Here is a 22,243-nt window from a genome sequence, read left to right as displayed (position 1 = left end):
CGGTCATCTTGGAAATTTTTCAGAAGATAATTCTACAATTTCGAAAAACAAAGGTTAGTTAATCAATCCCGCTCTTCTCAATAGTGCATCTGGTTTGGGTTCTCTACCTCTAAATCGTTTATACAAGACAGATGGATGCTCACTTCCACCTGCTGAAAGGATATTTTTCTGAAATGATTCTGCAGTTTCTGGATCAAAAACTCCATTCTCCTGAAATAACTCAAAAGCATCTGCATCCAGTACTTCTGCCCATTTATAGCTATAGTAGCCAGCTGAATATCCCCCTTGGAAAATATGAGAGAATGAAGTACTCATCAATGTTCCAGGAACATCGGGTAGGAGTTCGGTTTGCTTCATGACCGTTTTTTCAAAATCAAAAATATCCTGAATTCTAGCAGGGTCTTGATTGTGATAAGCCATGTCAAGCAAGCCAAAACTCAATTGGCGAACAGTTTGATAGCCTTGTTGGAAGTTGGCCGCTTTCTTGATTCTTTCAATCAGCTTCTCTGGGATTTTTTCTCCTGTTTCATAATGCCTTGCAAATAGATCCAGACACTCTTTTTCATAACACCAATTCTCGAAAATCTGAGAAGGAAGCTCTACAAAATCCCAATAGACGCTGGTTCCAGAAAGGGTTTCATAATGTCCATTTGCCAACATTCCATGGAGGGCATGACCGAATTCATGGAATAGCGTTGTGACCTCATTGAAGGTTAAAAGACTTGGCTTGCTCTTGGTTGGTTTGGTGAAATTACAGACAATGGAAACATGAGGTCTGTGGTCTTGACCATGAGATTGAAATTGACCTTTGAAGCTGGTCATCCAAGCTCCATTTCGCTTTCCAGCACGTGGGAAAAAGTCTGCGTAGAATACCGAAATATGCTTTCCTTCCTGATTTTTCACCTCATATGCAGTTACATCTGGATGATAAACAGGTATATCAGGATTGGGGATGAATTGAAGCCCATAGAGTTTTTCAGCTGTTTGGAAAACACCATTGATCACATTTTTCAATTGGAAATAAGGTCTTAATAGCTCATCATCCAATTCGTATTTTTCTTTTTTAAGAAGCTCAGAGTAGAATGCGAAATCCCATTTTTCCAATCGATCCAGATCATCCAATCTCTGCGCATAAGCTTCCAATTCAGCAACTTCTTGCTCAGCCTTTGGCTTGGCTTTAACCAACATGTTTTTCAAGAAATCCATGACCGCCTGGGGGCTTTTTGCCATCCTTTCTTCCAGAACAAAGTGTGCATGAGATTGGTATCCTAATAGCTTGGCTCGTTGATCTCTGAGTTTCAGGATTGACTTGATTGTTTCTTGATTGTCCAAGTCATCACCTTTACTAGATTTTGTATTGTATGCAATGAATAATTCCTTTCTCAAAGACCTGTTTTTCAAATAGGTCATTGCCGGAATATAGGATGGATAGGCAAGGGTAAAAGCCCATTGGCCAGGTTTCCCTTTTTCTTCAGCGATTTGAGCAGCTGCTTCTTTGATGCTATCCGGCAAACCAGCTAAAAGGTCTTCAGATTCTACGAAATGGACATATTTATTGGTTTCTGCTAATACATTTTCACCAAATTGAAGAGATTTTTGGGCCAATTCCTGATCTATCTTTCGAAGAGTTGAAGCATCTTCATCGGAAAGTTTGGCTCCATTTCTTACAAAAGATTTGTAAGATTTCTCTAATAAGGTTTTTTGCTCAGGACTTAGATTTAATTCTTCTTTTTGGTTGAAAACTTGAGAAATCCGCTCGTATAGTTCTTTGTCCAACAGAATGTCATTCGAGTATTCTGTCAGCAATGGTGAAATCTCACGAGCCAACTTTTGAATTTCTTCATTTGTCTCAGCGGAATTGAGATTGAAAAATATAGAAGAAATAACATTAAGTTTTTTACCTGCCAAATCTAAAGCTTCAACGGTATTTTCAAAGGTCGGAAGTGGTTCAGACTTGATGCTAGAAATTTCCGTTTTGGCTAGTTTGATTGCCTTTTTAATAGCAGGTAAAAAGTCTTCGTTTTTGATTTTATCAAATGGTGCAGTCTCAAATGGCGTGGTGAAATTCGCCAAAAGTGGGTTATTCATAAAGATTCGATTAGCTTAATTACTTAATCGGGAGAGATCCATTTTGGTTCAAGAAGATGCCCGACTTTTTTCATTTCAGTCGCTAATTTACCCAATTGTTGTTGAAAGCTCTCAACTTGCCAAGGATGATGCTGGACTTTTTTGGATTCCTCTATTGATTGCCTGAATTCGTCAAATCTGCCCAGACCGAATAAAGCTTCAGCTCGATTGACAAGGATCCAATATTTTTGGGAGTTATAATATTCTCCTAATTCTTGTCCGTCTTTGGTTCCATCATTCATCAACTGGGAGTCGTTCATCTCTTTAGAAAGTATGATAGGCCAATCCCTGTCACATAAAAATAAGACTCTTTCCCATGTTCTTCGAGCAAAAATTAAATCGGCAATGCGATCTTGATCTGTTTTTGCAATGGAGGATGTCGCTCGATAGACCAAGGTCATGGCCAAGCTGATACCATTATATCGATTATTAAGCAAATAGTAACTTCTTTGGTAATATAAAATGGAATCCTCCAGATGCTGGTTTCCTTCACCACATTCATATAGTTTTTTCTCCACTGCGCCAGCAGAAGAGACTGTTTCAGGATCATTTGTATGAGCCAGATTGATGGATTTTAGCAATTCCAAAGATTGATAAAGTGAACTTACCAAATCCGGTTCGGCTGCTTTGTAGGTACAAAAAGCCAGTCGATGAACCAGATAGGTGTCCTTTTGATCTCCAGAGAGGATTTGGGCAGATTTGAAAAGGTCCCGAGCTTTTGCAAAGTCCTTGACCTCAATGGCGTCTTCTGCTTCTTGGATAATGAGTGAAAAGGCCTTGCCAACTGCTGCTGAAGGTTCTGCGGCTGGGGCGGCTACAGGAGGAGAGTCCTGAATTGCTTCTTTGATTTTCTTATGAATAGAGGGGGGGACCAAAGAATTCAAATAAGTATAAACCGGACTGTCTGATTCATCTTTGTCAATTACAGAGTCGATGAGTTTTCCAAGTGTATCCCTAAAGCGCTCCACTTCTTCATAATCAATAGCGTCTCCTAAATGTTGATAACTGGTGATCAGAATATGATTGAGATCAAAGGGGTAAACCAATTTGTCTTCGGAAATGACAATGGTGGTATAAGGTCTCAATGCATGTCTGACCCCTAGTTCATATAAGGCATTTGGATTAGCTGTAGAAAGATCAGCAATGACCAAATCAGCTTCGAGAAGTTCTCGATACATTTGTACATCTATATTTCCAGAGTGGAGGATTTCATCCGCTCTGACACATTCCAGGTTTTTAGCTTCCACCACTGGTTTGATTAGAAGCCGATAGGATTTGTTTAAATCCAGTTTTCGGCCATTTACAAAATCGGTTTTGATTCCAAAGCCCATGACCACAAAACATCTTCTTTTAGTTTCTCCCATTTTAAAAAATTGATTAAGAGTGATTTATTCTCCTTAATCTAAGTTTTTCAATGAAGAATTCATATTTCCAAGCGGGGAATCTTGTTTTGAAGAGTTTGAATAAAAAAGGCCGAGAAAAGATCTCGGCCTTCAAAAGATTAATAATCCATGTCGCAAGTCATGCTTTCACTGCCGATGGGTGATCCATCCGGTACTTTAAGACTTTCTTGAACGACCAATTCTTGAGGTAATTCCAGATAAGAATTGATTTTATCCGCAAGATAGCTTGAGTGGGCAGCAAACAATGTTGAACCGTTTCTAGAATTCAAACTTTTATTTGCTAAACCATCCAAATAGGCTCTGATCAATCCTCTGACAGTATTGGAGGCATTGGCATTGTTTGCCAAAGAAATTAAATGATCAACGATTTTTGCCTCGGTCATCATCTTGATTTCTCCTTTTAGTCCTGATGGAAGTGATTTTTGGAAAACAGATTCATCTATTTTCTTCAAAAGATCCTCAAATCCAGGAAGTGAACTATTTTGAAGTTTTTGAAGGTATATCCTGTTTGCTCTTCCGGATTCAAGCAAGAAGTCCAAAGTCAAATCTACCACGCTTTCGGCAGGTGCAATTGGATCGAAAACTGGACCAGTTCTGGACACGAATGTTTCTCTGTTTCTATAAAACCCATAAGGTCTTGGTGGGATCAATGCTAAAATATCAGCAGGAATCTCCAACTCCTCTGGAGAAATAGTGGTTAAAAGAGCATTTAGTGCATTTGATTGGTCGGAAGATGACACCCAAGAGTGTTGAGGTTGGTTGTCGCCTTTTACTTTGTAATTGTAATCCAATCCCCCAATCACTTTGCTGGCTGCCTCTAGTTGATATCTGTGCATTAAGTATAAAGGAACCAAAACTTCTTCTAATAATGCTTCTGGTGTTCCAGTTGGAATGGCATTCAGACCGAAAGTTGCCAATTTTGCTTTTCTAATCTCAAGCATTCTTAATAATTCTTCTGAAGCTGAATTTCCATTATCCCACAAGTGTGATCTTGGATGTGCACCGCTAGGATCTCTTGAATCCGAATCGGTGATGAATTCATGGCCATCTTCATAGGTTTTTTCCAAAGTTTCATTGATAAACTCTGTTTCACTTTGACCTGCTTTAGGATATCCATATCCTACTGTTATAGCCCATTTGTCCCAGGCTCCGATTTTATCATCATAGGCATCACTCAAATCGATTTCACCTTTGGAATTCATAGTAATCAAAGGGTAAGGGTAATCCATTACGGATGAACGATTGTCGGCAGATGTTGCATAGCTATGTGCCAAGCCGATAGTATGACCTATTTCATGTGCAGAAAGCTGTCTCAACCTAGCCAAGGCCATTTCAAGCATTCTTGGGTCAGCTTCTTTTCCTTCTTCAAAAGGTTGGATCAAGCCTTGGGCAATCAAATAATCCTGTCTTACTCGAAGGGATCCCAAAGAAACGTGGCCTTTTAGAATTTCTCCTGTTCTTGGATCACGAACGCTGCTACCATAAGACCAGCCACGAGTGGACCGGTGAACCCATTGGATCACATTGTATCTCACATCCATCAAATCCATTCCCTCAGGAGCTAATTCGACGCGGAATGCATCTTTGAATCCAGCCGCTTCAAAAGCCTGATTCCACCAGTTCCCACCTTCGATCAATGCCGAGGCAACTGGCTCTGGTGTTCCTCTATCCAAATAATAAACGATCGGTTCAACCACTTCTGAAACCGTTGCATTTGGATTTTTCTTGATCAATCTATGTCTGGAAATAAATCTTTTGACAATTGGCTCAGAAATTGGCGTGGTGAAATCCATGTAATTGATGGAGAAAAATCCAGCTCTAGGATCGAATTCACGTGGCGTGTATTGATCATCAGGTAATTTGATGAAGGAATGTCTTTGTCTCACAGTAACCGCATCTGGACTAGGAGTTACTGATCTTACCAAGCCACCAGTTGCATTGCCTGTTAAGGTGATTGTGGCTTCCACTTCTGTGTTTTCAGGGAAGTTTTTGATCATCGGGTAATAAAGACCGGATCTAGAAGCATCAGTTCGATAGCTCCCTTGTCTTCGTTGAGTCAGTCTGTCACCAACTCCGTGCGTATCCTGCATATAGAAGTTGGTAGCGTCCACAATCATTTTGTCTCCGTCTTTCTGAGCGATTTCAAAGCCCCAAAGTACTGACTCGGCAAAGGCATCCTGAATACTTTTTACTTCATACGGGTTGTCTGAATAAGCTCTGAAATCATAGTTTTTATGAACCATTAAAAGCTTGTTTCCGGTTTTGCGAAATTCAACGATTCTGGTACCGCCCAATTGACCGCGGTCAAGACCGAGATCATTGGATCCTACACCCGCTGTCAGAGAGCTTACATAGAGAAATTCGTTATCTAGTTTGTCGATTTCCAGATAAATTTTCCCTTTATCCTCATCCAGATAAAAGGTAATAAATCCTTCTTTTTTGGTCATTTTACTTAAATCCAAGCCTTGGGCCTGAATCTGGAAAATGCAGAAAAGAAGGAAGAAGGTGGTGGTAAATGTTCTTTTCATAAAGGTTTGTCTTTGACGTCAAATTATTAAAAAATGGAAGGTATCTATACACCATTGATGGAAAATTAACGATTCAAGAAATATCGGATCAAAAAACTGCTTTCAGTTTGGTGGGAACTGGCAATTTCTTGCAATCCACTACTGATTTTATCTCGATCGGCATAGGTAGTTCGAGCAAATCGCAAATTCAGGGTGGTTTTCTTACCTAGATCATATTGTCCAATCAAATAAAATCGTTGGCCTTGTCCAGAGAAGGCTGGGATCGAAAAAGTCCAAAGGACATGGTTTTCAAAAGTGTAAATTCTTGAATCCTAATCATCGTATCAAATAGGGTTTATCTGCCTGTTAATCTCCAGCGGTTCATCCCCAATTTGACATCCTGGAGGATCATGTAACCATGGCTTTGGGAATTATTAACATTAACATCACTCCAAAGTACTCGAGATCTCAAGGATAACTGTTTGGAGACTTGAAAATCTATGTGTAAATTAGTTAAAAAAAATCAACTAATCACTAAATAATCAAGTGATTTTTTCAAGTTAAAAGGGAGCTTTGAAGTTTAGGAAGAAGTTGGCCCCGCCATTATTATTGAAAGAATATTCAAATCTGATTGCATTATCATACAATCCAACAAAATCAATTCCCAGTCCATATCCAAATAGATATTGATTGGTCAAATTGGCGTTTTCAGGTTTGAAATTACGGTCTTTTACATAGCCATGGTCAAAATTCGCACTGAGATATAACCGGATAGGAATGGTGCTAAATTGCTCGAGAGGTACCAGACTAGAAATGTCTATGTCATAATCCACAAACTTCCATCGAAAGCTGTTTTTATGCACATAGAGTTGTTGACCTTCTATGACGTTTAGCTCATAGCCCCGGATAAAGTTAGGGCTATAGCCAATCCCCCTTACCAAAGTATAGGGTTGACTGATACTCAAAAACCAGTTGGCAGTCAGGCCAGTTACAAAGTGGAATTTCTCGTTGAATTTAAAATACTTATTGGCAGTCAAATTGACTTCTACCTCGTCCAATTCTTTGGTGTAAAACAATCCATATTTGGTGGCAGAGATTTGTAACAATTCTCCATCGGTAGCATAAGAAACATTGTCTCTACGATCATGTCGGAAACTATAGGTGGCATAGAGGTAGCGGAGTTTATTGTCACCATGTTGAAAATATTCCGGGTTTTGGATCAAGACATCAGGGTGAACTTTGGTGTTGCTGTACCCAAGCGTCAAGAAATGAAAATTATAGAATGTTCTGCGATAAGTGTAGCGCATGGCCAAACCGATATTTCTTCGCAATACATCCTCTGTTTCATTGGTATAGAATACTTGTTTGTTATTACTTGATTTGAGGGGGATATTTTTCTGCTCAAAATAGGTGACCTGCATGGCCAGACCATGCTTTTGTTTCTTGTCGATATAAGGTTTGCTGTATTGCAGATCCAAGGCTTTTGTAAAACCTAATTGGCCTGCGAATTTTAGTTTTTCATTTCTTCCACCAACGTTGGAATGAGATAGTCGCAAGCCATAATTAACACGAGAAAAATCACGATTTTGGTTGGTCCACCATTCTGAAAAATTCCTATCTGCCAATTGAAAAATCAATGAAGGAAGAATGTACCATCTTTCTTTTACGGCAATCAATACTTCAACTTCTTCTTCACCGGTGATCAAAGGAGTTATCTCAACTGAGGTAAATAATCTAAGATTATATATTTTCTTTTGGTCAGCTTCTATTATTTCTAAAAATGTGGCCCAATCATAATAGAAGTCAGTTGTAAAATCGAGTTCTCTAAGAATGATGTTTTTTTGAGTTTTCTCATTCCCAATGATAAAGATGTTATTCACCTTCACTCGTTCTGGAGTATCACCAGCATTAGAGTTGGCTGGTGCCAAAGAGGTGTCCTGAGCAAAGCCAATCGGCAATTCCCATAAAAGACAAAAGAGTATAATTACTAGTTTATGTAAAATTTTCAGTTTCAAAAGGAATTCTGATTCAATACTTTTGGTTTCTAGATCGAGACCTTTTCAAAAGGTAATACAAATGGTTAAAACACTCATCAGAAAGATTGCAATATTCCCAGTATTGGTTTACCAATACATGATTTCGCCCTTATTTCCTTCAAATTGTAGGTATACACCTACTTGTAGCCAATATATGAAAGAAGCAATCTTGAAACATGGTCCTTTCAAAGGTGGCTGGATGGGTTTGAAACGGATCGGTCGCTGCCATCCATGGGGAGGCCATGGACATGATCCTGTCCCTTAATTGATCTTTTTGGGAAGCCCGTTTTTCAAAGCTCGAATAATCAAGCCTACCCCAATTAATACTAAAGGAATACTCAAAAGCTGTCCCATATTGTATTGCATTGCATCTTCAAATTCCACTTGGTTTTCTTTGAAAAACTCCCAAACGAATCTCATTCCAAACACCATGATCAAGAAGAGACCAAGCAATAGGCCTTCTGGGACTTGTGACTTGTATTTAGCCCAAATGGAAAGAAGAATCAAGAAAATGACAAAGTAAGAAAGAGACTCATAGATTTGGGTTGGATATTTCACTCGGCCAAATGTTTTTACAGTGGCCACATATCCACTGCTATTTTCTTCCAATATCATATCCAGTGGGCTTTCAGGTTCCTCAGCTAAATAAGTTTTAGAGGATTCAAACTGAGTCAAAGCATACTTAATATCGCTTCTGAGTGTGGTCTCAAGTGTTTCTTTGGTGAAGTTTCCTTTATTGATTTTGATTTCAATATTCACAGGAACCACTCCATTTCCGGTAGCTTCTCCTTCACGATCTGATGGTTTATAAGAATCAATCGATTCGATCGGTACTCGAAGAGATTGAAGCAATTCATCCGTATGCCACATATACACAATTCCTGTGTCTGAACCCGAATCTTTTCCACCAATTTCTGAGTTCATCAGGTTCCCAAACCGGATCAAAGCTCCTGTCATGGCCGTTACGATGACGATTCTATCTACCACCCAGAGATAGCTTTGGCCGGGAGTTCTTTTAGTATAAAGCCAAAGGGCAAATAAAATGGCAATAGCTGCTCCATGAGAGGCTAACCCTCCTTCCCAAACTTTCAGGATTTCGATGGGATTGCTGAGATATTTGTCCGGTTCGTAGAATAAAACATGGCCCAAACGAGCTCCGATAATGGTAGCTAAAACCATGTAAACGGTTAGTTTGTCAACCAATTCGGGATTTTGCCCTTCTTTTTTGAAAAAGTAAATCATGAACTGCTGGGAGATGATAAATCCCAAGGCAAAGAGAAGGCTATACCATCTCAGGCGCTCAAAACCAGCAAAAACAGCTGGATTGGGATCCCACACTACATAATTCAGTAAATAAGAAAGCATAAGTTTTATTCAGTTTTATCCAATAATTCCAACTCTTCGGCAAATCCACCAGAAAGAATCGGGAATCTATACCAGGTTTTCGGGTCTACATTAAATTGATCCAAGTGAAAAGAAGGGGCAAGTCTTTCTCGCTTCCATTGATTTCGTGACCAAAGTTGAAAGAATTTTTTAATATATCCTTTTAATTGAAGAGCATCTATTTCAAGCTCTTCTTTCAGGATTAAATAGATATCCATGGGTGAACGTTGATCCCGGATGGCAAGTTTTTCTATTTCCACGATCAATGCATAAGGCATCAAATCTTTTTCATCCGTCTGGGTTCTTTCCAGAGGCCTCAGTTCTGCCGTTGGCTGAAGAGAATTAACATATTGCAGCCCTGGTCTGTCCAAGTTTTCCTGAGCCCATCTGAGCCAATGAAGAATAAAATATTTATCTACAGCGGCTATCGGTGAAATACTGCCACTCGTATCTCCATCCATGGTCGCATAGCCTACATCTCCTTCAGACCTGTTGGAAGTGGAAAGAAGCAATGCATTATTGATGTTGGCAAGCATCCAGATAATCGGAGAACGCGCTCTTGCCTGAATGTTTTGAAGTGTAATATCGTCTTTTTCCCAAGTCAATTCCCTACCAATTGCCTTTTCGATCTTGGAAGTGTAGGATTCTACTTCTTCATCGATTTTCCAATCATAAAAGACTGCACCCAGACTTTCTGCCAAATTTTTGGCACTTTGGAAGGTATCGTCTGAAGAGTTTTTAGTCCCTTGATACGCAGTGGTCAATAACTGATTAACCAACCCTTTTTCAATGTCTTTGTCAGTTTCAGGAATAGGTATACCGACTTTTTTACAAAATGTCTCTACTCCCAATTCTTCCAATCCACGTCTTACCATTTCCGCCACCAAAACGGCAATCGTGGAGGAATCAGCACCTCCAGATAGGGAGAGGACAAATCCTTTGCTTCGGCTTTTTCTCATATAATCGAAAAGAGCCAAGCTAGCTGCCTGGACAAATTCTTTCTCTTTCTCCAAAATAGGAGCCACTAGCTGCACTTCATCCTTTAAATAAAAGGATTGCAACTGGATATCTTGGTAGGAGAGCAGCTGATTTCTGTACAGGAGTTTGCCTGATTTGGCTAGCATCGTTTCTCCATCGAAGATCATCCTTCCCGCTTCATTTCCCAAGAGATTGACATAGCAATAGTAGCAATCGAAAATCTCTGAGCTGGATTCGATCAGTTCTTTTCTCTCCTGAGTTTTACCCATTGCAAAATGGCTTGCACTTGGGTTGAAAATGAGGTCAACTTTTCTTTCTTGTAGTCTATAAGCCGGTCGGACAGGTCCTCTCCATGCATCTTCACAGATTTCAAATCCGTAGTGGATATTTTCATGATGGAAAGTTATGTCCCCGAATGGGACGGTCTGGCCAAAAAAGTCAAATTCAATTTTTTCAAATGCCTTCCAAGGGGTAAACCATCGGAATTCATAATGAACTCCGTCTATGGCAAGGAATTGCTTCGCTACAAAGCCTTTTAGCTGGCTATTTTCAACGATAGCGACTGTATTGTATACTTGAGTGCCAACCCTTACCGGAAGGCCTACAGCCACTGTAATTCCGCTTGTAAAAGGAATTAAAGCCTTGAGTTGTTCCAGAGCTTTTTTAGGATACCAATAGCTTAAGAATAGATCCTCAGATCCATAGCCGGTGATAGCCAGCTCGGGAAAGCAAAGGATTTCAATTTGTTCAGATTTCGCTTGCTCAATGGCACTGACAATCCTATTAAAATTTCCTTTCCAGTCTAGTGGAGTTTGGTTGAGTGTGGCTGCTCCGATTTTTATTGATGACATAGAATTGATATCAAAATCAGGTGGCTATGTTGAGTTCTTCACAGGCATTTTTGGAAGCATCCTGTTCTGCTTTTTTCTTGGTACTCCCTTTGCCTTGGGCTACTTCTTTGTTTTCTACTTCCAAAGCAACAATAAATTCCTTGAATCTCTGGTTCCCATGCACATGTAAAACTTTAAATTCTACCTGTTTATTTTCCTTTTGGGACCATTCAATGATTTTACTTTTGTAATTGGTAGTGGTGGCGATCATTCCTTCCAGGTCAAAATGAAGCAAGATCCGTTTTAGAATAAACTTCTTGGTGAAAGCATAGCCATGATCCAAATAAGTGGCTCCGATTAATGCCTCCAACATGTCTCCAAAGAGAGATTTATTGCCTGTAAAAGTTCTGTTTTCCAGTTCTTGGTCAAGAATCTTACGAAGACCAATTTTGATCCCTGTTTGGTTGAGACTTTCCCTGTTGACCAATTTTGATCTGGTTTCTGTTAGGAAACCCTCGTCTCTATAGGGGTATTTCTGGAAAAGATGCTCTGCTATTACAGCTCCTAGTATAGCGTCCCCAAGGAATTCCAGTCGTTCATTGGAAATTTTAAATCCTTGGCTGGTTTCTTCACCCAATCCTGCAGGAGTGATGGCGAGTCGGTATAGGGAAATATTAAAAGGCTTGCTGCCAGTCATCAATTTGATGGCGGCAGCAAGCCTTTTGTCTTTTTTATTGAGAAAGAGAAGATGTACTCCGAGTTGCTGAAAGAGTTTCAAACCCTGATCAGTTATATTTTTTGAAAATGACAGAACAGTTGTGACCGCCAAATCCAAAAGTGTTACTCAAAGCATAGTTTACTTCCCTTTGCTGAGCTTTATTAAAGGTCAAGTTTAATCCCGGATCAAAGGTTTCATCATCGGTGAAATGATTGATAGTAGGAGGGATTATGCCTGTTTGAATGGCCTTGATAGAAGCAATTGCTTCGATAGCACCTGCAGCTCCAAGAAGGTGACCCGTCATGGATTTGGTACTACTGATATTCAATTTGTATGCATGGTCACCAAATATTTTTTGGATTGCTTTGGTTTCACTCACATCTCCAAGAGGAGTGGAAGTTCCATGCACATTGATGTAATCAATATCTTCTGGTTTCAAATTAGCATCTTGAAGTGCAAAGTCCATCACAGAGCTAGCTCCCAATCCTTCTGGATGTGGTGCTGTGATGTGATTGGCATCTGCAGACATTCCGCCACCTACAAGCTCAGCATAAATCTTTGCTCCACGGGCTTTGGCATGCTCATATTCTTCAAGGATCAATGCTCCTGCACCTTCACCTAATACAAATCCGTCTCGGTCTTTATCAAATGGTCTGGAGGCAGTCTCAGGAGAATCATTTCTTTGGGAAAGTGCCTTCATGGCATTGAACCCGCCGATTCCTGCTTCAGTTACTGCTGCTTCGGAACCTCCTGAAATAAAGATGTCTGCTTTGCCTAGTCTGATGTAATTAAATGCATCAATCAGGGCATTGGTTGCAGAGGCACAGGCTGAAACGGTGACAAAGTTTGGTCCTCTGAATCCATACTTGATGGAAATAAAGCCTGCACTGATGTCAGCGATCATTTTTGGGATAAAGAAAGGGTTGAATCGAGGAGTTCCGTCACCATTCGCAAAATAAGTCACCTCATCTTGGAAAGTTTTCAGACCGCCGATACCCGATCCCCAAATTACACCTGCTCTGGATTTGTCGATTGTTTCTAGATCCAAACCGGAGTCTGCCATAGCCTCATCCGCTGTGATCATAGCATATTGTGTGAAAGGGTCCATTTTTCTGGCTTCCTTTCGATCAATAAACTGATCCAGGTCAAGGTTTTTTACTTCACAAGCAAACTGGGTTTTGAAAAGTGAAGCGTCGAACTTGGTAATTGGCGCAGCGCCACTTACACCCGCAACCAATCCCTTCCAAAATTCTTCGGAAGTATTGCCAATGGGGGTAAGGGCACCAATACCAGTTACAACAACTCTTTTTAAATTCATGGAATGAATTTATTGGTTATTATTTTACGTTAGCCTCAAGGTAGGAAACAGCCTGTCCCACCGTGCCGATTTGCTCAGCCTGATCATCTGGGATAGAGATGTTGAATTCTTTTTCGAATTCCATGATTAGTTCTACAGTGTCAAGAGAGTCAGCTCCCAAGTCATTGGTGAAGCTAGCTTCCATAGTCACTTCAGATTCTTCAACGCCCAGTTTGTCAACGATGATGGCTTTTACTTTTTGTGCAATTTCAGACATTTTGTGATCAGTTTAGTTAATAACACTCCGCAAAGAAATATATTTATAAGCTAATTGACAAAGAAATGATTCAAGTAAATTTTTAAGCAAATTGCGTTTTCTTTGTGTAGAATTTAATTTTCTAACTTTGTTTAGCTCCATTTTCTTCCTCAATGAAGAAGGTAAAATTACAGATTGAACATACGTATGATTTTGATGTATTGGGCCTTGTGTCCCCTGTGAGGGACTATAAGATGGCCTGGTTGATCAATCGGCAATTGGACCTGGACCTCATTAAATGGGAGGACTTAGAAATTGAGTTTCTTTCGGATCCACATCTGAAAATTAGTCAATATTTCCTTTCTTTACCGCATGGATATGTTCAATTGCTCAAAAACAAAGCCCTAAACACCAACAATCAGGTGTCTTATCTCATCCCTGAGCTGAAGTCCATGGATTATTTCCTTTTGGTACAAGACCAAACCTTTCAAATAAGTATTAATACATTTGCAAACGAACTGGCGAAAATTCCTTTTATTCAGAACGTGATGAAATTGGACGTCAGCAAACTTAAATCTAAAGAGAACCTGTTAACTTATTAAAAATCAATGAGTCATATTAACAAAACCAAGATTCTTGCGACAATAGGCCCTGCATCTAATAATTATGAGACGATTAAAAGTCTTGCTTTGGCCGGCGCAAACGTCTTTCGATTGAATTTTTCTCATGGATCCCATGATGTTCACCAAGCCAATATTGAAATCATCCGCAAAGTAAATGCTGAGATGAATTGGAATTTGGGGATTCTTCAGGATTTGCAAGGGCCTAAAATTCGTGTTGGAGAAGTTGAAAATAACGGTGTTGAAATCAAGCCAGGAGATCCTATTACCATCACCAATGACCCGGTAGTTGGTACAAGTTCTTTAGTCAGTACTGTTTATCAAAACCTTCCAAATGATGTAGTGGCTGGAGATCGAATTTTGATTGATGATGGTAACTTGGAAGTAGTAGTAAATGATACTGATGGTAAGAATGTTAACTGTACAGTAATCCATGGTGGGATTTTGAAGTCCAGAAAAGGTATTAATCTTCCAAATACTAAAGTTTCTGCACCTTCATTGACGGAAAAAGACATTGAAGATTTGGCATTTGGATTAAGCCAGGATGTGGATTGGATCGCTCTTTCTTTTGTTCGGTCTGCTGAAGACATCATCGATTTGAGAGAAAGAATTCAAAAGGCAGGAAAACACTGTAAGATTGTTGCTAAGATTGAAAAACCTGAAGCTTTAGAAAATATTGATGCCATCATTGAAGCTACTGATGCGATCATGGTAGCGAGAGGTGATTTGGGGGTTGAAGTTCCTATGGAGATAGTTCCTCTCTGGCAAAAAAGAATGGTGCAAAAATGTAAGGTTGCCTGTAAGCCAGTAATTATCGCAACCCAGATGATGGAAAGTATGATTTCCAATCCTCGTCCAACTAGAGCAGAAACAAATGACGTAGGTAATGCAGTCTTGGATGGTGCAGATGCAGTAATGCTTTCAGCAGAAACAGCTTCTGGAAAATATCCTGTTAATGCTGTAAAAGCGATGAGTAGCATCATCAGCTATTTGGAGCAAAATGCAGATATCTATCATCATTTGTATAAGATCCCTGAAGAAGATCCTACTTTCTTAAGCAGCAATTTGATTTTGATGGCTTCAAGATTATCTAGAAATGTAAGTGCCAAAGCAATTGTAGGAATTACTTCCTCTGGTTTTACAGCTTTCAAAATCGCATCTCATAGACCTTCTGCTGGAATTTTTATTTTTACAAGAAATAGATCATTAATTACCCAAATGTCATTGGTTTGGGGTGTAAGAGCTTATTTCTATGAAAATCAAGTTTCTACTGACGCGACTTTTGTTGATATCGAAAAAACTCTTCAAAAAGATGGGCATGTGAACACTGGTGATTTAATTATCAATACAGCTAGCATGCCATTGAAAGCAAAAGGAAGAACCAATATGCTTAAAATCCACATGGTGGAATAGATTTTCCAAATCTTTTGAAAGAAGGCTGATTCCTAAGGGTTTCAGCCTTTTTTGTTTTTCGGTTCACCCAATAAAAATGACAATTGAACATGAATTTGGTACAATTCGAAGGGTTTTTTTCGATTCTTCTGAATAGCTGGTAGTTGTTGAGATAAACAACTAAAATAGCTATGACAAAATTATTTAAGTACTTCTTTTTGGGATCGATTTTTCTCTCGATCCTTTCCTGTGATGATCAAGATTATCAAGGTCCGATTCCTTATCCAACCTTAATGGAAGCGGCTGAAGATGCCGGTTTGACTACCTTGGTGACCGCGGTTAGATCCATTCCGGGTCTTGAGGCAACTCTGCAAGATCAGGATCAAATTACCGTTTTTGCACCTACCAATGAAGCATTTGCCAATGCACTCCAAGAATTTGGTGCTTCCAATCTAAATGAATTGGTAGAAAAAGTAGGTGGAGCTATGAATGTGCAAACTGTTTTAGGATTCCATGTCGTTCCATCCAAAATTTATTCTCGAAACCTGAAAGAAGTAAATTATTTTACAACTCTTTCAGGCCAACCTTTACAAATTGAAAGATCTCCAGCTGGTGTAATAGTTAAGGATTATGCGGGAAATTCTTCAAGAGTGATTCAGGCGGATGTGAATATCGAAAATGGATTAGTTCATGTAATTGATCAAGTTCTTATTCCGTCGATTGAATTACCTGCTCCGACTTTAGTAGAAGCAGCCACAAAATATAATTTAACAACCCTGATCACAGCAGTGACAGCTGTCGATGGATTAGCGGAGAATCTGCTTTCTGCTGATCAGATCACAGTTTTTGCTCCTTCAAATGAGGCTTTTGCAGCTGCTTTGGAGGTTTTCAATGCCTCTGATTTAAATGAATTAGTAGTTAAAATTGGAGGGCTTGAAAACCTAGAAAAAGTGTTAGGCTTCCATGTGGTACCGGCTGTGGCATTTTCTTCGGATCTTCAGGCGACTAATACTTTTCCTACACTTTCTGGGCAAGAGATTACAGTAGAAAAATCTGGTGGAACAGTTACTGTGATAGATCAACTAGGAAGAACAGCACAAGTTGTGGCTGCTGATATTGAAATTTCAAACGGAGTGGTTCATGTTCTAAATGGGATGATGTTGCCGGATTTGATGTTGCCGAATGTTGTGGAAGCTGCACAAGCGGCAGGATTGACCACTTTAATTGACGCCGTAACTGCTGCAGGATTAGGCAATGCCTTGTTAAATGCAGAAGCAATGACAGTCTTTGCACCAACTAACGATGCATTTGCAGCAGCTTTGGAAGCATATGATGCTGATAATCTAGACCAGCTGGTAGCCAAAATAGGTGGTATTGAAAACCTTCAATCGATCCTTGGTTTTCATGTTGTTCCAGCGGTTGCTTTCTCCACTGATTTGGACGCTTCCAATACCTTTACCACACTTGCCGGTCAGGATTTGACTGTTACAAAAGATGGATCAGGTGTAATGGTAACTGATGCTTGGGGAAATTCAGCTCAAGTTGTAGCAGCAGATGTGGCCATTGAAAATGGAGTTGTACATGTAATAGATGGAGTTTTACTTCCTGAATATTCGCTTCCAAATGTAGTAGAAGCTGCAACAGCGGCCAACTTAACTATTCTTTTGCAAGCTGTGACTGCAGCTGGTTTGGGACAAACTTTATTGGATGCGGAGGAAATGACTGTTTTTGCGCCAACTGATCAGGCTTTTATGAATTTGTTAACGGAATTGGGAGCGGGTTCTTTGGAGGAATTGGTTGGTATGATTGGTCTAGATGGTGTTCAAAAGACGCTTGGATTTCATGTAGTTCCAGCTGCTGCATTTTCATTTGACCTAGCTGAAGGCACTCAAATGGTTCCAACTTTGGCAGGGGAAGAATTGACCGTTACCAAATCTGGATCTGGAGTAACCGTGACCGATGCCATGGGGAATACCTATAATGTCGTAGCTGCAGATGTGGCAATCGGGAACGGCGTTGTGCATGTGATTGACGGGGTCTTATTACCGACTCTCTAATATTAATTTCAGACAGGCACATCGAGGGGTAGAGGTTTCTACCCCTTTTTTTTAAACATTTTATAATCGATCCTGTTCATAAAGTGCCCAGTTTCCACAATTTTTAACCCAAATAACCCATGAATATTCTTCTAGTAGGCTGTGATTCAGTAAGTCAAAATTTGGTTAGAAAAGCATTGAAATTGACTGAATTTCCGAATTCCTGCTTTTTAGCTTTATCTCCGATGCAGTTCCTCGAAGATTCAAGTCCCAATTTTGATCAATTTGACTTGATTTTTTGTCAAGTCACTGATTCAGAGCCTTTTGTTTTTGATGTTTTGAAAAGGGATAGTATGGCTATTCCGATCATATTTTTAGCCCAATCAACCGAATATGCGTATCAGGCTACTCAGTTTTTTTGCCTGGACTTCATCCTTATGCCAGCCAATGAAAATAGAATCATTCAGGCATTTGAAAAGACCAGAAAAATCAATTCGATACTAGCCTCCAAATTCAGAAAAGAAAATAGATGGAATGAAGAAAAACCCAAGTCTTTCAGAAGACGGTTTTTAACCAAAATAGGGAAGAAGTATGTATTTATTCCCACTCAGGAAATTGCTTTTTTCTTTACAGAAGACGGGATTACTTATTTAATGGAAAATGGCTCTTCCAATAAATACATCCTTAATCACAGCCTCAATGAGCTGGAAAATGATTTGCTGGACCCTTTTCATTTTTACAGAATCAATCGCTCGATGATCATTAATTTGGAAAGTCTCATCGAAATCAAACCTTATGTCAATGGAAGATTGGTCCTTTCGATGAATTCAAAATTTGAGGAAATGGTGGTAGTAGCCCGAGAAAGGGTGGCCGAATTCAAAAATTGGATCAACCAATAATCAGGAGATGATGTCTTCAGATGGCCCTTGTGGCGGAACCTGGATTACTTTTTCTTTGTCTACCATCACCGCTCCGGGAGCCAATCCCTTCACTTTTCTTACAAATTTTGCCTCTGTGTAAATCACAGGAGCCAGACTGTCGGATTTAAGTTTGGAATAGAAGGCAGCCAGTGATGCGGCCCTTTCCAATACAAAATTAGGGATACTCGCTTTTCCTTTATTTCTGATCACCACGTGTGATCCAGCAACCTGTCTGGCGTGGAGCCATAAGTCATCTTTATGGATGTAATGACGAAGCATCTCATCATTGTCTTTGGCGGATTTCCCTACCCAAATAGAAAAGCCCTGAAGCTCAAACTGCCGGAATGGAAGATTGATTTGCTCTTTTTGCAGGGCCTTGTCCTCTTTGTGGTTTTTTTTGAAATCCTTGAGATCTCGAAATCCATCCATGGATTCTAGTTCCAGAATTTTTTCTTCCAATTCCAATTGCTTGTTTTCCTTGGATTGAATAGCCTGGGTGATTTGATCTACTTCGATTTGTCGGTTTTTGTTTTTTCTATAAAGATTTTCTGCCAGGTCTGTCGCTTTTTGATTCGGTTTTAGGTTGATATTAAGTGTTTTACCTGTGTAAAAGTCTTCTAATTCATATTCTCGCTGTGAGGCATTGAACTTATGCAGATTGGCCATGATGACATCTGCGATTTGGGAGGGTGGTTGGGCGTTTTGCAAGTCCTCAAGCTTCTTCCTTGACTTGGTGATGTAGTTTTCGGTTTTTTTTAGCTCATCCCCATATTTTTTCAAAAGCTGCTTTTTCTCTTTTTCAAAGTTTCCAACAACCATGGCTTTGTAGAAAAGCTCATTGACCGCTTCAACTGGGTCGGAAAAAGTCTTGATTGGATTTTGTTCAGGAAGGAGACTCAAGAATACATCTCCTTCTTTTTCTGCCAAAGTAAACAGGGGAGTGGATAGCATGTCTACTAGGTTTTGCATTAATTCCCATTTTTCAGGTAAAGTCGCATCAATATAGCCCTGGTTTTTTAGCCATTCGCGTGGTACTTTTCCCAGGGTGGGCAGATACTTAGAAGCGTTTCCATCAAGAGCTCCGAATGATTCCTTACTGAGATCTAGATTCTTTTCTAAATCCTTCCAATTAAGGGTTTTGTCTTCTTGGAATTCATTTCTAAATATCTTTTCTGGAGTTTCTTCACCATCAGGATACCAAAGGACATTGCTTCGATTTCCATGGAGTTTGAAAAGTAGAATTCCGCTGGATTCCATTTCGAAGTAGAAAGCCCTCTCAAATTGCAAGACCTGACAAGATTGAATGGTCTCTCCTATGATTTCTGGGAAGAGATTGATCGAATTCCTCTTTGCTCTGCTAAACTGGCCAGGAAAGGAATAATAAATCTGTGGTGGTAAAAAGTGCGCCCGAATAAATCGTTCACTTTGTTCATCGGAGGTATGAATGATCAGTTCATCCTTACTTTGAGAAAAGCATTCGGTGATTGTTTTTCCCTTGAATTCGGAACTGAGAACAGGGCAGAGGTACTGTAGGAAATGAAAATTAAGGTGCATTAAGGCAAAGATAACTCCAAGCCGTCATAAGCAAGATGGATTCCTTCAGGAAGTTCTTTTTCCACTTCAGCATGAAGTCCCAATTTGTGTGAAATATGAGTTAGATAGGTGTTTTTTGCGCCTAATTGTCCAGCCATATCAATGGCCTCCTCCAGCGTGAAGTGGGAGATATGTGGAGTTTTCTGCAAGGCATTCAAGACGATTGTTTCTGAACCACGTATCAATTGAATCGAACTTTCGGGAATTTGATTGGCATCGGTGATATAAGTGAAATCTCCAATCCTAAACCCAAAAACCGGCAGCTTATAATGCAAAACAGGAATGGGAGTGATGGTAATCCCTTCAAAACTGAAAGGTGATTCTGTGATTTCTATGGGTTCTACCTGTGGAACACCTGGGTACTTATGGCTTGAGAAAATGTATGAAAACTCTCTTTTGATTTGATCCAAAACTTGTTCTCTTCCAAAGACAGGCATGTCTTTTTGCTGAGAAAAATTAAAAGGTCGGATATCGTCCAATCCTGCAGTATGGTCTTTGTGCTCATGGGTAAACAAAACCGCATCAAGTCTCGAGATGTTCTGGGCGAGCATCTGGGACCGGAAATCGGGCCCGGTATCGATCACCAGATGAACACCATCTATTTCCAAGTAAATTGAAGATCGGTATCTTTTGTCCCGATAATCCAAGGATCTGCAGACCTCACATTGGCATCCAATTACAGGTACTCCTTGGGAAGTTCCAGTTCCTAAGAATTTGATTTTCAAAATTTTAATTGAGTTTGTTGCAGTTCTTTCAAGAAATCCTGTGCTGATTTTTCTTTAAAATCCTGCGGGTTCAATTGCAATTCGCCAAGGATGTCGATTAGGGCATTGATTTTTCCTTCTAGGGGAAAGTATTTATTGACGATGACAATTTTGGTTTCTTTCAATACACAATAGCCGGACTTGAAGTTCCCCTTTTCATAGCGCAATACATAATCCGACGCTGCAAAAAGGTTTTCCAATTTGTCCAAAAAATGCTTTGTGAATTTGATAGCCATATTAGCTTAGGAATTTTTTGACTGTGGCCAAGACCTGATCATAATCCAATGGTTTTTGAATGAAATCATCAAAACCAGCCTTTCTGAATTCATCATGGGTCATGTTTAGAATATTTCCAGAAATGGCAATGATTGGAAGAGAGGATTTTTTTTCATCTGGTAGGTTTCTGATCGCTTTCGTGCATGCGATTCCATCCAAGACAGGCATGCTGATATCCATTAAAATCAGATCAAAGTCTTCCTTGCCTAGTAAATCCAAAACTTGCTGACCATTTCTGGCGGCTGTCATTTTGTAATTTTCAAATGCCAAGACGTTTTTAGTCAAATTGATGATCACTGAACTGTCTTCGCCAACCAATATTTTTTTGGGTTCATTCATGATTCAAAAATAGTTGCTTCGTTTAAATAATTTAGAAATGACTCGATTTCCTTATGGATTTTTTCATGCTGAGACAATAGAGTTGATTTGTCTCCCTCTTTTGCCAAAAGTTCAGCCTTTTGGGCCTCCATAAAAACTTTGTTTGCACCTAAAGTTCCTGAATTTCCTTTCAGAATATGTAGGGACTCGGCTACTTCATTAAAATTGTTGGTTTCTAATTCTTTGGGGATTCGTTCCAAAATCCCCATAGATTCCTCTATGAAATCTAAATATACTTTTTTGATCATCTGAGGATTGTTGTATTTGCCAAGCTGACCGAATACATCCAAATCCAATATGACATTTTTTACATTCAATTTTTCAGAAGATTTCGAGTTCTTCTCCTGATTTATATCCAAAAAATGCTGGATTTTTTCTAAGAACTCTCTGGGCCTGATGGGTTTGGTAATGAACTCATCAAAACCTTGATCCAGAAAGGCCATTCGGTCGGATTCATCCGCAAAAGCTGTCACAGCAATGATTGGGCAAGTAGCTAAATCACTTGCTTTAATTTGCTTCAATGCAGAGATACCGTCCAATTTTGGCATCTGAATATCCATCAGGATCAAGTCGAATTTATCTTCTTTTACTTTTTGAATCGCTTCTAATCCATCGGTAGCAGATTGGTAAGACCAAATCTGACCGACCAAATTTTCGAAAAGCTTCCTGTTGAGATCATTGTCATCAACAATTAAAATGTTTTTGCTTTTCATACTTTAATACCAATTT

The 22,243-nt window shown here is 39.6% G+C and carries 19 protein-coding genes; 5 read left to right on the top strand and 14 right to left on the bottom strand.

Going from position 1 to position 22,243, the window contains the following annotated elements; genetic code table 11:
* Positions 1-54: 54 nt before the first annotated feature.
* The 4 genes from O0V13_RS12175 to O0V13_RS12160 all read right to left on the bottom strand — a co-directional run bounded on the left by O0V13_RS12175 (position 55) and on the right by O0V13_RS12160 (position 8,052).
* On the bottom strand, positions 55-2,088 hold the full coding sequence (locus tag O0V13_RS12175) for a M3 family metallopeptidase (protein ID WP_268035240.1): 2,034 nt from the start codon (positions 2,086-2,088) through the stop codon (positions 55-57).
* A gap of 23 nt (positions 2,089-2,111) precedes the next feature.
* The gene (locus O0V13_RS12170) at positions 2,112-3,491 is read right to left on the bottom strand and encodes a tetratricopeptide repeat-containing protein (protein WP_268035239.1); all 1,380 of its coding nucleotides are present in this window, start codon (positions 3,489-3,491) and stop codon (positions 2,112-2,114) included.
* Positions 3,492-3,628: 137 nt separating this feature from the next.
* Complete coding sequence (locus O0V13_RS12165; protein WP_268035238.1) at positions 3,629-6,058, bottom strand: zinc-dependent metalloprotease; 2,430 nt, start codon at positions 6,056-6,058, stop codon at positions 3,629-3,631.
* Between the two features lie 539 nt (positions 6,059-6,597).
* Positions 6,598-8,052 carry a hypothetical protein gene (locus tag O0V13_RS12160; protein WP_268035237.1) on the bottom strand — a complete coding sequence of 485 codons (1,455 nt, stop codon included), beginning with the start codon at positions 8,050-8,052 and terminating at the stop codon, positions 6,598-6,600.
* A 61-nt stretch (positions 8,053-8,113) separates the two neighbouring features.
* Here O0V13_RS12160 and yidD point away from each other — a divergent pair, with 61 nt between their 5' ends.
* On the top strand, positions 8,114-8,338 hold the full coding sequence (gene yidD, locus O0V13_RS12155; protein WP_268035236.1) for a membrane protein insertion efficiency factor YidD: 225 nt from the start codon (positions 8,114-8,116) through the stop codon (positions 8,336-8,338).
* Here yidD and O0V13_RS12150 read toward each other — a convergent pair.
* From O0V13_RS12150 to O0V13_RS12130, 5 genes are read right to left on the bottom strand one after another with little or no spacing between them, the layout of a single operon-like run.
* Complete coding sequence (locus O0V13_RS12150) at positions 8,335-9,438, bottom strand: prolipoprotein diacylglyceryl transferase (protein WP_268035235.1); 1,104 nt, start codon at positions 9,436-9,438, stop codon at positions 8,335-8,337. The genes yidD and O0V13_RS12150 overlap by 4 nt on opposite strands.
* A 5-nt stretch (positions 9,439-9,443) precedes the next feature.
* Positions 9,444-11,285, bottom strand: coding sequence for an NAD(+) synthase (nadE, locus tag O0V13_RS12145; protein ID WP_268035234.1), 1,842 nt, complete (start codon positions 11,283-11,285; stop codon positions 9,444-9,446).
* 16 nt (positions 11,286-11,301) lie between these two features.
* The gene (gene rnc, locus O0V13_RS12140) at positions 11,302-12,042 is read right to left on the bottom strand and encodes a ribonuclease III (protein ID WP_268035233.1); all 741 of its coding nucleotides are present in this window, start codon (positions 12,040-12,042) and stop codon (positions 11,302-11,304) included.
* 7 nt (positions 12,043-12,049) lie between these two features.
* Entirely contained in the window at positions 12,050-13,300 is a 1,251-nt protein-coding gene (gene fabF, locus O0V13_RS12135; protein ID WP_268035232.1) for a beta-ketoacyl-ACP synthase II, read from the bottom strand.
* A gap of 19 nt (positions 13,301-13,319) precedes the next feature.
* Positions 13,320-13,556, bottom strand: coding sequence for an acyl carrier protein (locus O0V13_RS12130; RefSeq protein WP_024282156.1), 237 nt, complete (start codon positions 13,554-13,556; stop codon positions 13,320-13,322).
* Between the two features lie 152 nt (positions 13,557-13,708).
* Between O0V13_RS12130 and O0V13_RS12125 the strand changes: the two genes are divergently transcribed.
* The 4 genes from O0V13_RS12125 to O0V13_RS12110 all read left to right on the top strand — a co-directional run bounded on the left by O0V13_RS12125 (position 13,709) and on the right by O0V13_RS12110 (position 18,482).
* Positions 13,709-14,137: an IPExxxVDY family protein gene (locus O0V13_RS12125; protein WP_268035231.1), complete on the top strand. Its 429-nt coding sequence runs from the start codon at positions 13,709-13,711 to the stop codon at positions 14,135-14,137.
* A gap of 6 nt (positions 14,138-14,143) precedes the next feature.
* Positions 14,144-15,568 carry a pyruvate kinase gene (pyk, locus tag O0V13_RS12120; RefSeq protein ID WP_268035230.1) on the top strand — a complete coding sequence of 475 codons (1,425 nt, stop codon included), beginning with the start codon at positions 14,144-14,146 and terminating at the stop codon, positions 15,566-15,568.
* A gap of 170 nt (positions 15,569-15,738) precedes the next feature.
* Entirely contained in the window at positions 15,739-17,604 is a 1,866-nt protein-coding gene (locus O0V13_RS12115) for a fasciclin domain-containing protein (RefSeq protein WP_268035229.1), read from the top strand.
* Positions 17,605-17,723: 119 nt separating this feature from the next.
* Complete coding sequence (locus O0V13_RS12110; protein WP_268035228.1) at positions 17,724-18,482, top strand: LytR/AlgR family response regulator transcription factor; 759 nt, start codon at positions 17,724-17,726, stop codon at positions 18,480-18,482.
* On the opposite strand, the gene O0V13_RS12105 is transcribed toward O0V13_RS12110, so the two are convergent.
* From O0V13_RS12105 to O0V13_RS12085, 5 genes are read right to left on the bottom strand one after another with little or no spacing between them, the layout of a single operon-like run.
* Entirely contained in the window at positions 18,483-20,057 is a 1,575-nt protein-coding gene (locus O0V13_RS12105; protein WP_268035227.1) for an NFACT RNA binding domain-containing protein, read from the bottom strand.
* On the bottom strand, positions 20,057-20,821 hold the full coding sequence (locus O0V13_RS12100) for an MBL fold metallo-hydrolase (RefSeq protein WP_268035226.1): 765 nt from the start codon (positions 20,819-20,821) through the stop codon (positions 20,057-20,059). Before O0V13_RS12100 ends, O0V13_RS12105 begins: the two co-directional genes overlap by 1 nt.
* Positions 20,818-21,096: a hypothetical protein gene (locus tag O0V13_RS12095; RefSeq protein WP_268035225.1), complete on the bottom strand. Its 279-nt coding sequence runs from the start codon at positions 21,094-21,096 to the stop codon at positions 20,818-20,820. The genes O0V13_RS12100 and O0V13_RS12095 overlap by 4 nt, the downstream gene beginning before the upstream one ends.
* 1 nt (position 21,097) lies before the next feature.
* Positions 21,098-21,475, bottom strand: coding sequence for a response regulator (locus O0V13_RS12090; protein ID WP_268035224.1), 378 nt, complete (start codon positions 21,473-21,475; stop codon positions 21,098-21,100).
* Positions 21,472-22,227 (bottom strand): response regulator, encoded by a 756-nt coding sequence (locus tag O0V13_RS12085; protein WP_268035223.1) that lies wholly within the window; start codon positions 22,225-22,227, stop codon positions 21,472-21,474. The genes O0V13_RS12090 and O0V13_RS12085 overlap by 4 nt, the downstream gene beginning before the upstream one ends.
* Positions 22,228-22,243: the final 16 nt, after the last annotated feature.

Origin of the sequence: Algoriphagus sp. PAP.12 (assembly GCF_026652115.1) — a bacterium.
In the GTDB taxonomy this organism is placed as follows: domain Bacteria; phylum Bacteroidota; class Bacteroidia; order Cytophagales; family Cyclobacteriaceae; genus Algoriphagus.
This window is presented reverse-complemented; position numbering and strand designations above follow the sequence as displayed.

Coding starts and splice junctions, on each gene's coding strand:
- O0V13_RS12165 (WP_268035238.1), bottom strand. CDS start 6,058: ATGAAAAGAACATTTACCACCACCTTCTTCCTTCTTTTCTGCATTTTC.
- O0V13_RS12130 (WP_024282156.1), bottom strand. CDS start 13,556: ATGTCTGAAATTGCACAAAAAGTAAAAGCCATCATCGTTGACAAACTG.
- O0V13_RS12090 (WP_268035224.1), bottom strand. CDS start 21,475: ATGAATGAACCCAAAAAAATATTGGTTGGCGAAGACAGTTCAGTGATC.
- O0V13_RS12170 (WP_268035239.1), bottom strand. CDS start 3,491: ATGGGAGAAACTAAAAGAAGATGTTTTGTGGTCATGGGCTTTGGAATC.
- O0V13_RS12115 (WP_268035229.1), top strand. CDS start 15,739: ATGACAAAATTATTTAAGTACTTCTTTTTGGGATCGATTTTTCTCTCG.
- O0V13_RS12175 (WP_268035240.1), bottom strand. CDS start 2,088: ATGAATAACCCACTTTTGGCGAATTTCACCACGCCATTTGAGACTGCA.
- yidD (WP_268035236.1), top strand. CDS start 8,114: ATGGTTAAAACACTCATCAGAAAGATTGCAATATTCCCAGTATTGGTT.
- O0V13_RS12110 (WP_268035228.1), top strand. CDS start 17,724: ATGAATATTCTTCTAGTAGGCTGTGATTCAGTAAGTCAAAATTTGGTT.
- fabF (WP_268035232.1), bottom strand. CDS start 13,300: ATGAATTTAAAAAGAGTTGTTGTAACTGGTATTGGTGCCCTTACCCCC.
- O0V13_RS12125 (WP_268035231.1), top strand. CDS start 13,709: ATGAAGAAGGTAAAATTACAGATTGAACATACGTATGATTTTGATGTA.
- nadE (WP_268035234.1), bottom strand. CDS start 11,285: ATGTCATCAATAAAAATCGGAGCAGCCACACTCAACCAAACTCCACTA.
- O0V13_RS12085 (WP_268035223.1), bottom strand. CDS start 22,227: ATGAAAAGCAAAAACATTTTAATTGTTGATGACAATGATCTCAACAGG.
- pyk (WP_268035230.1), top strand. CDS start 14,144: ATGAGTCATATTAACAAAACCAAGATTCTTGCGACAATAGGCCCTGCA.
- O0V13_RS12150 (WP_268035235.1), bottom strand. CDS start 9,438: ATGCTTTCTTATTTACTGAATTATGTAGTGTGGGATCCCAATCCAGCT.
- O0V13_RS12095 (WP_268035225.1), bottom strand. CDS start 21,096: ATGGCTATCAAATTCACAAAGCATTTTTTGGACAAATTGGAAAACCTT.
- O0V13_RS12105 (WP_268035227.1), bottom strand. CDS start 20,057: ATGCACCTTAATTTTCATTTCCTACAGTACCTCTGCCCTGTTCTCAGT.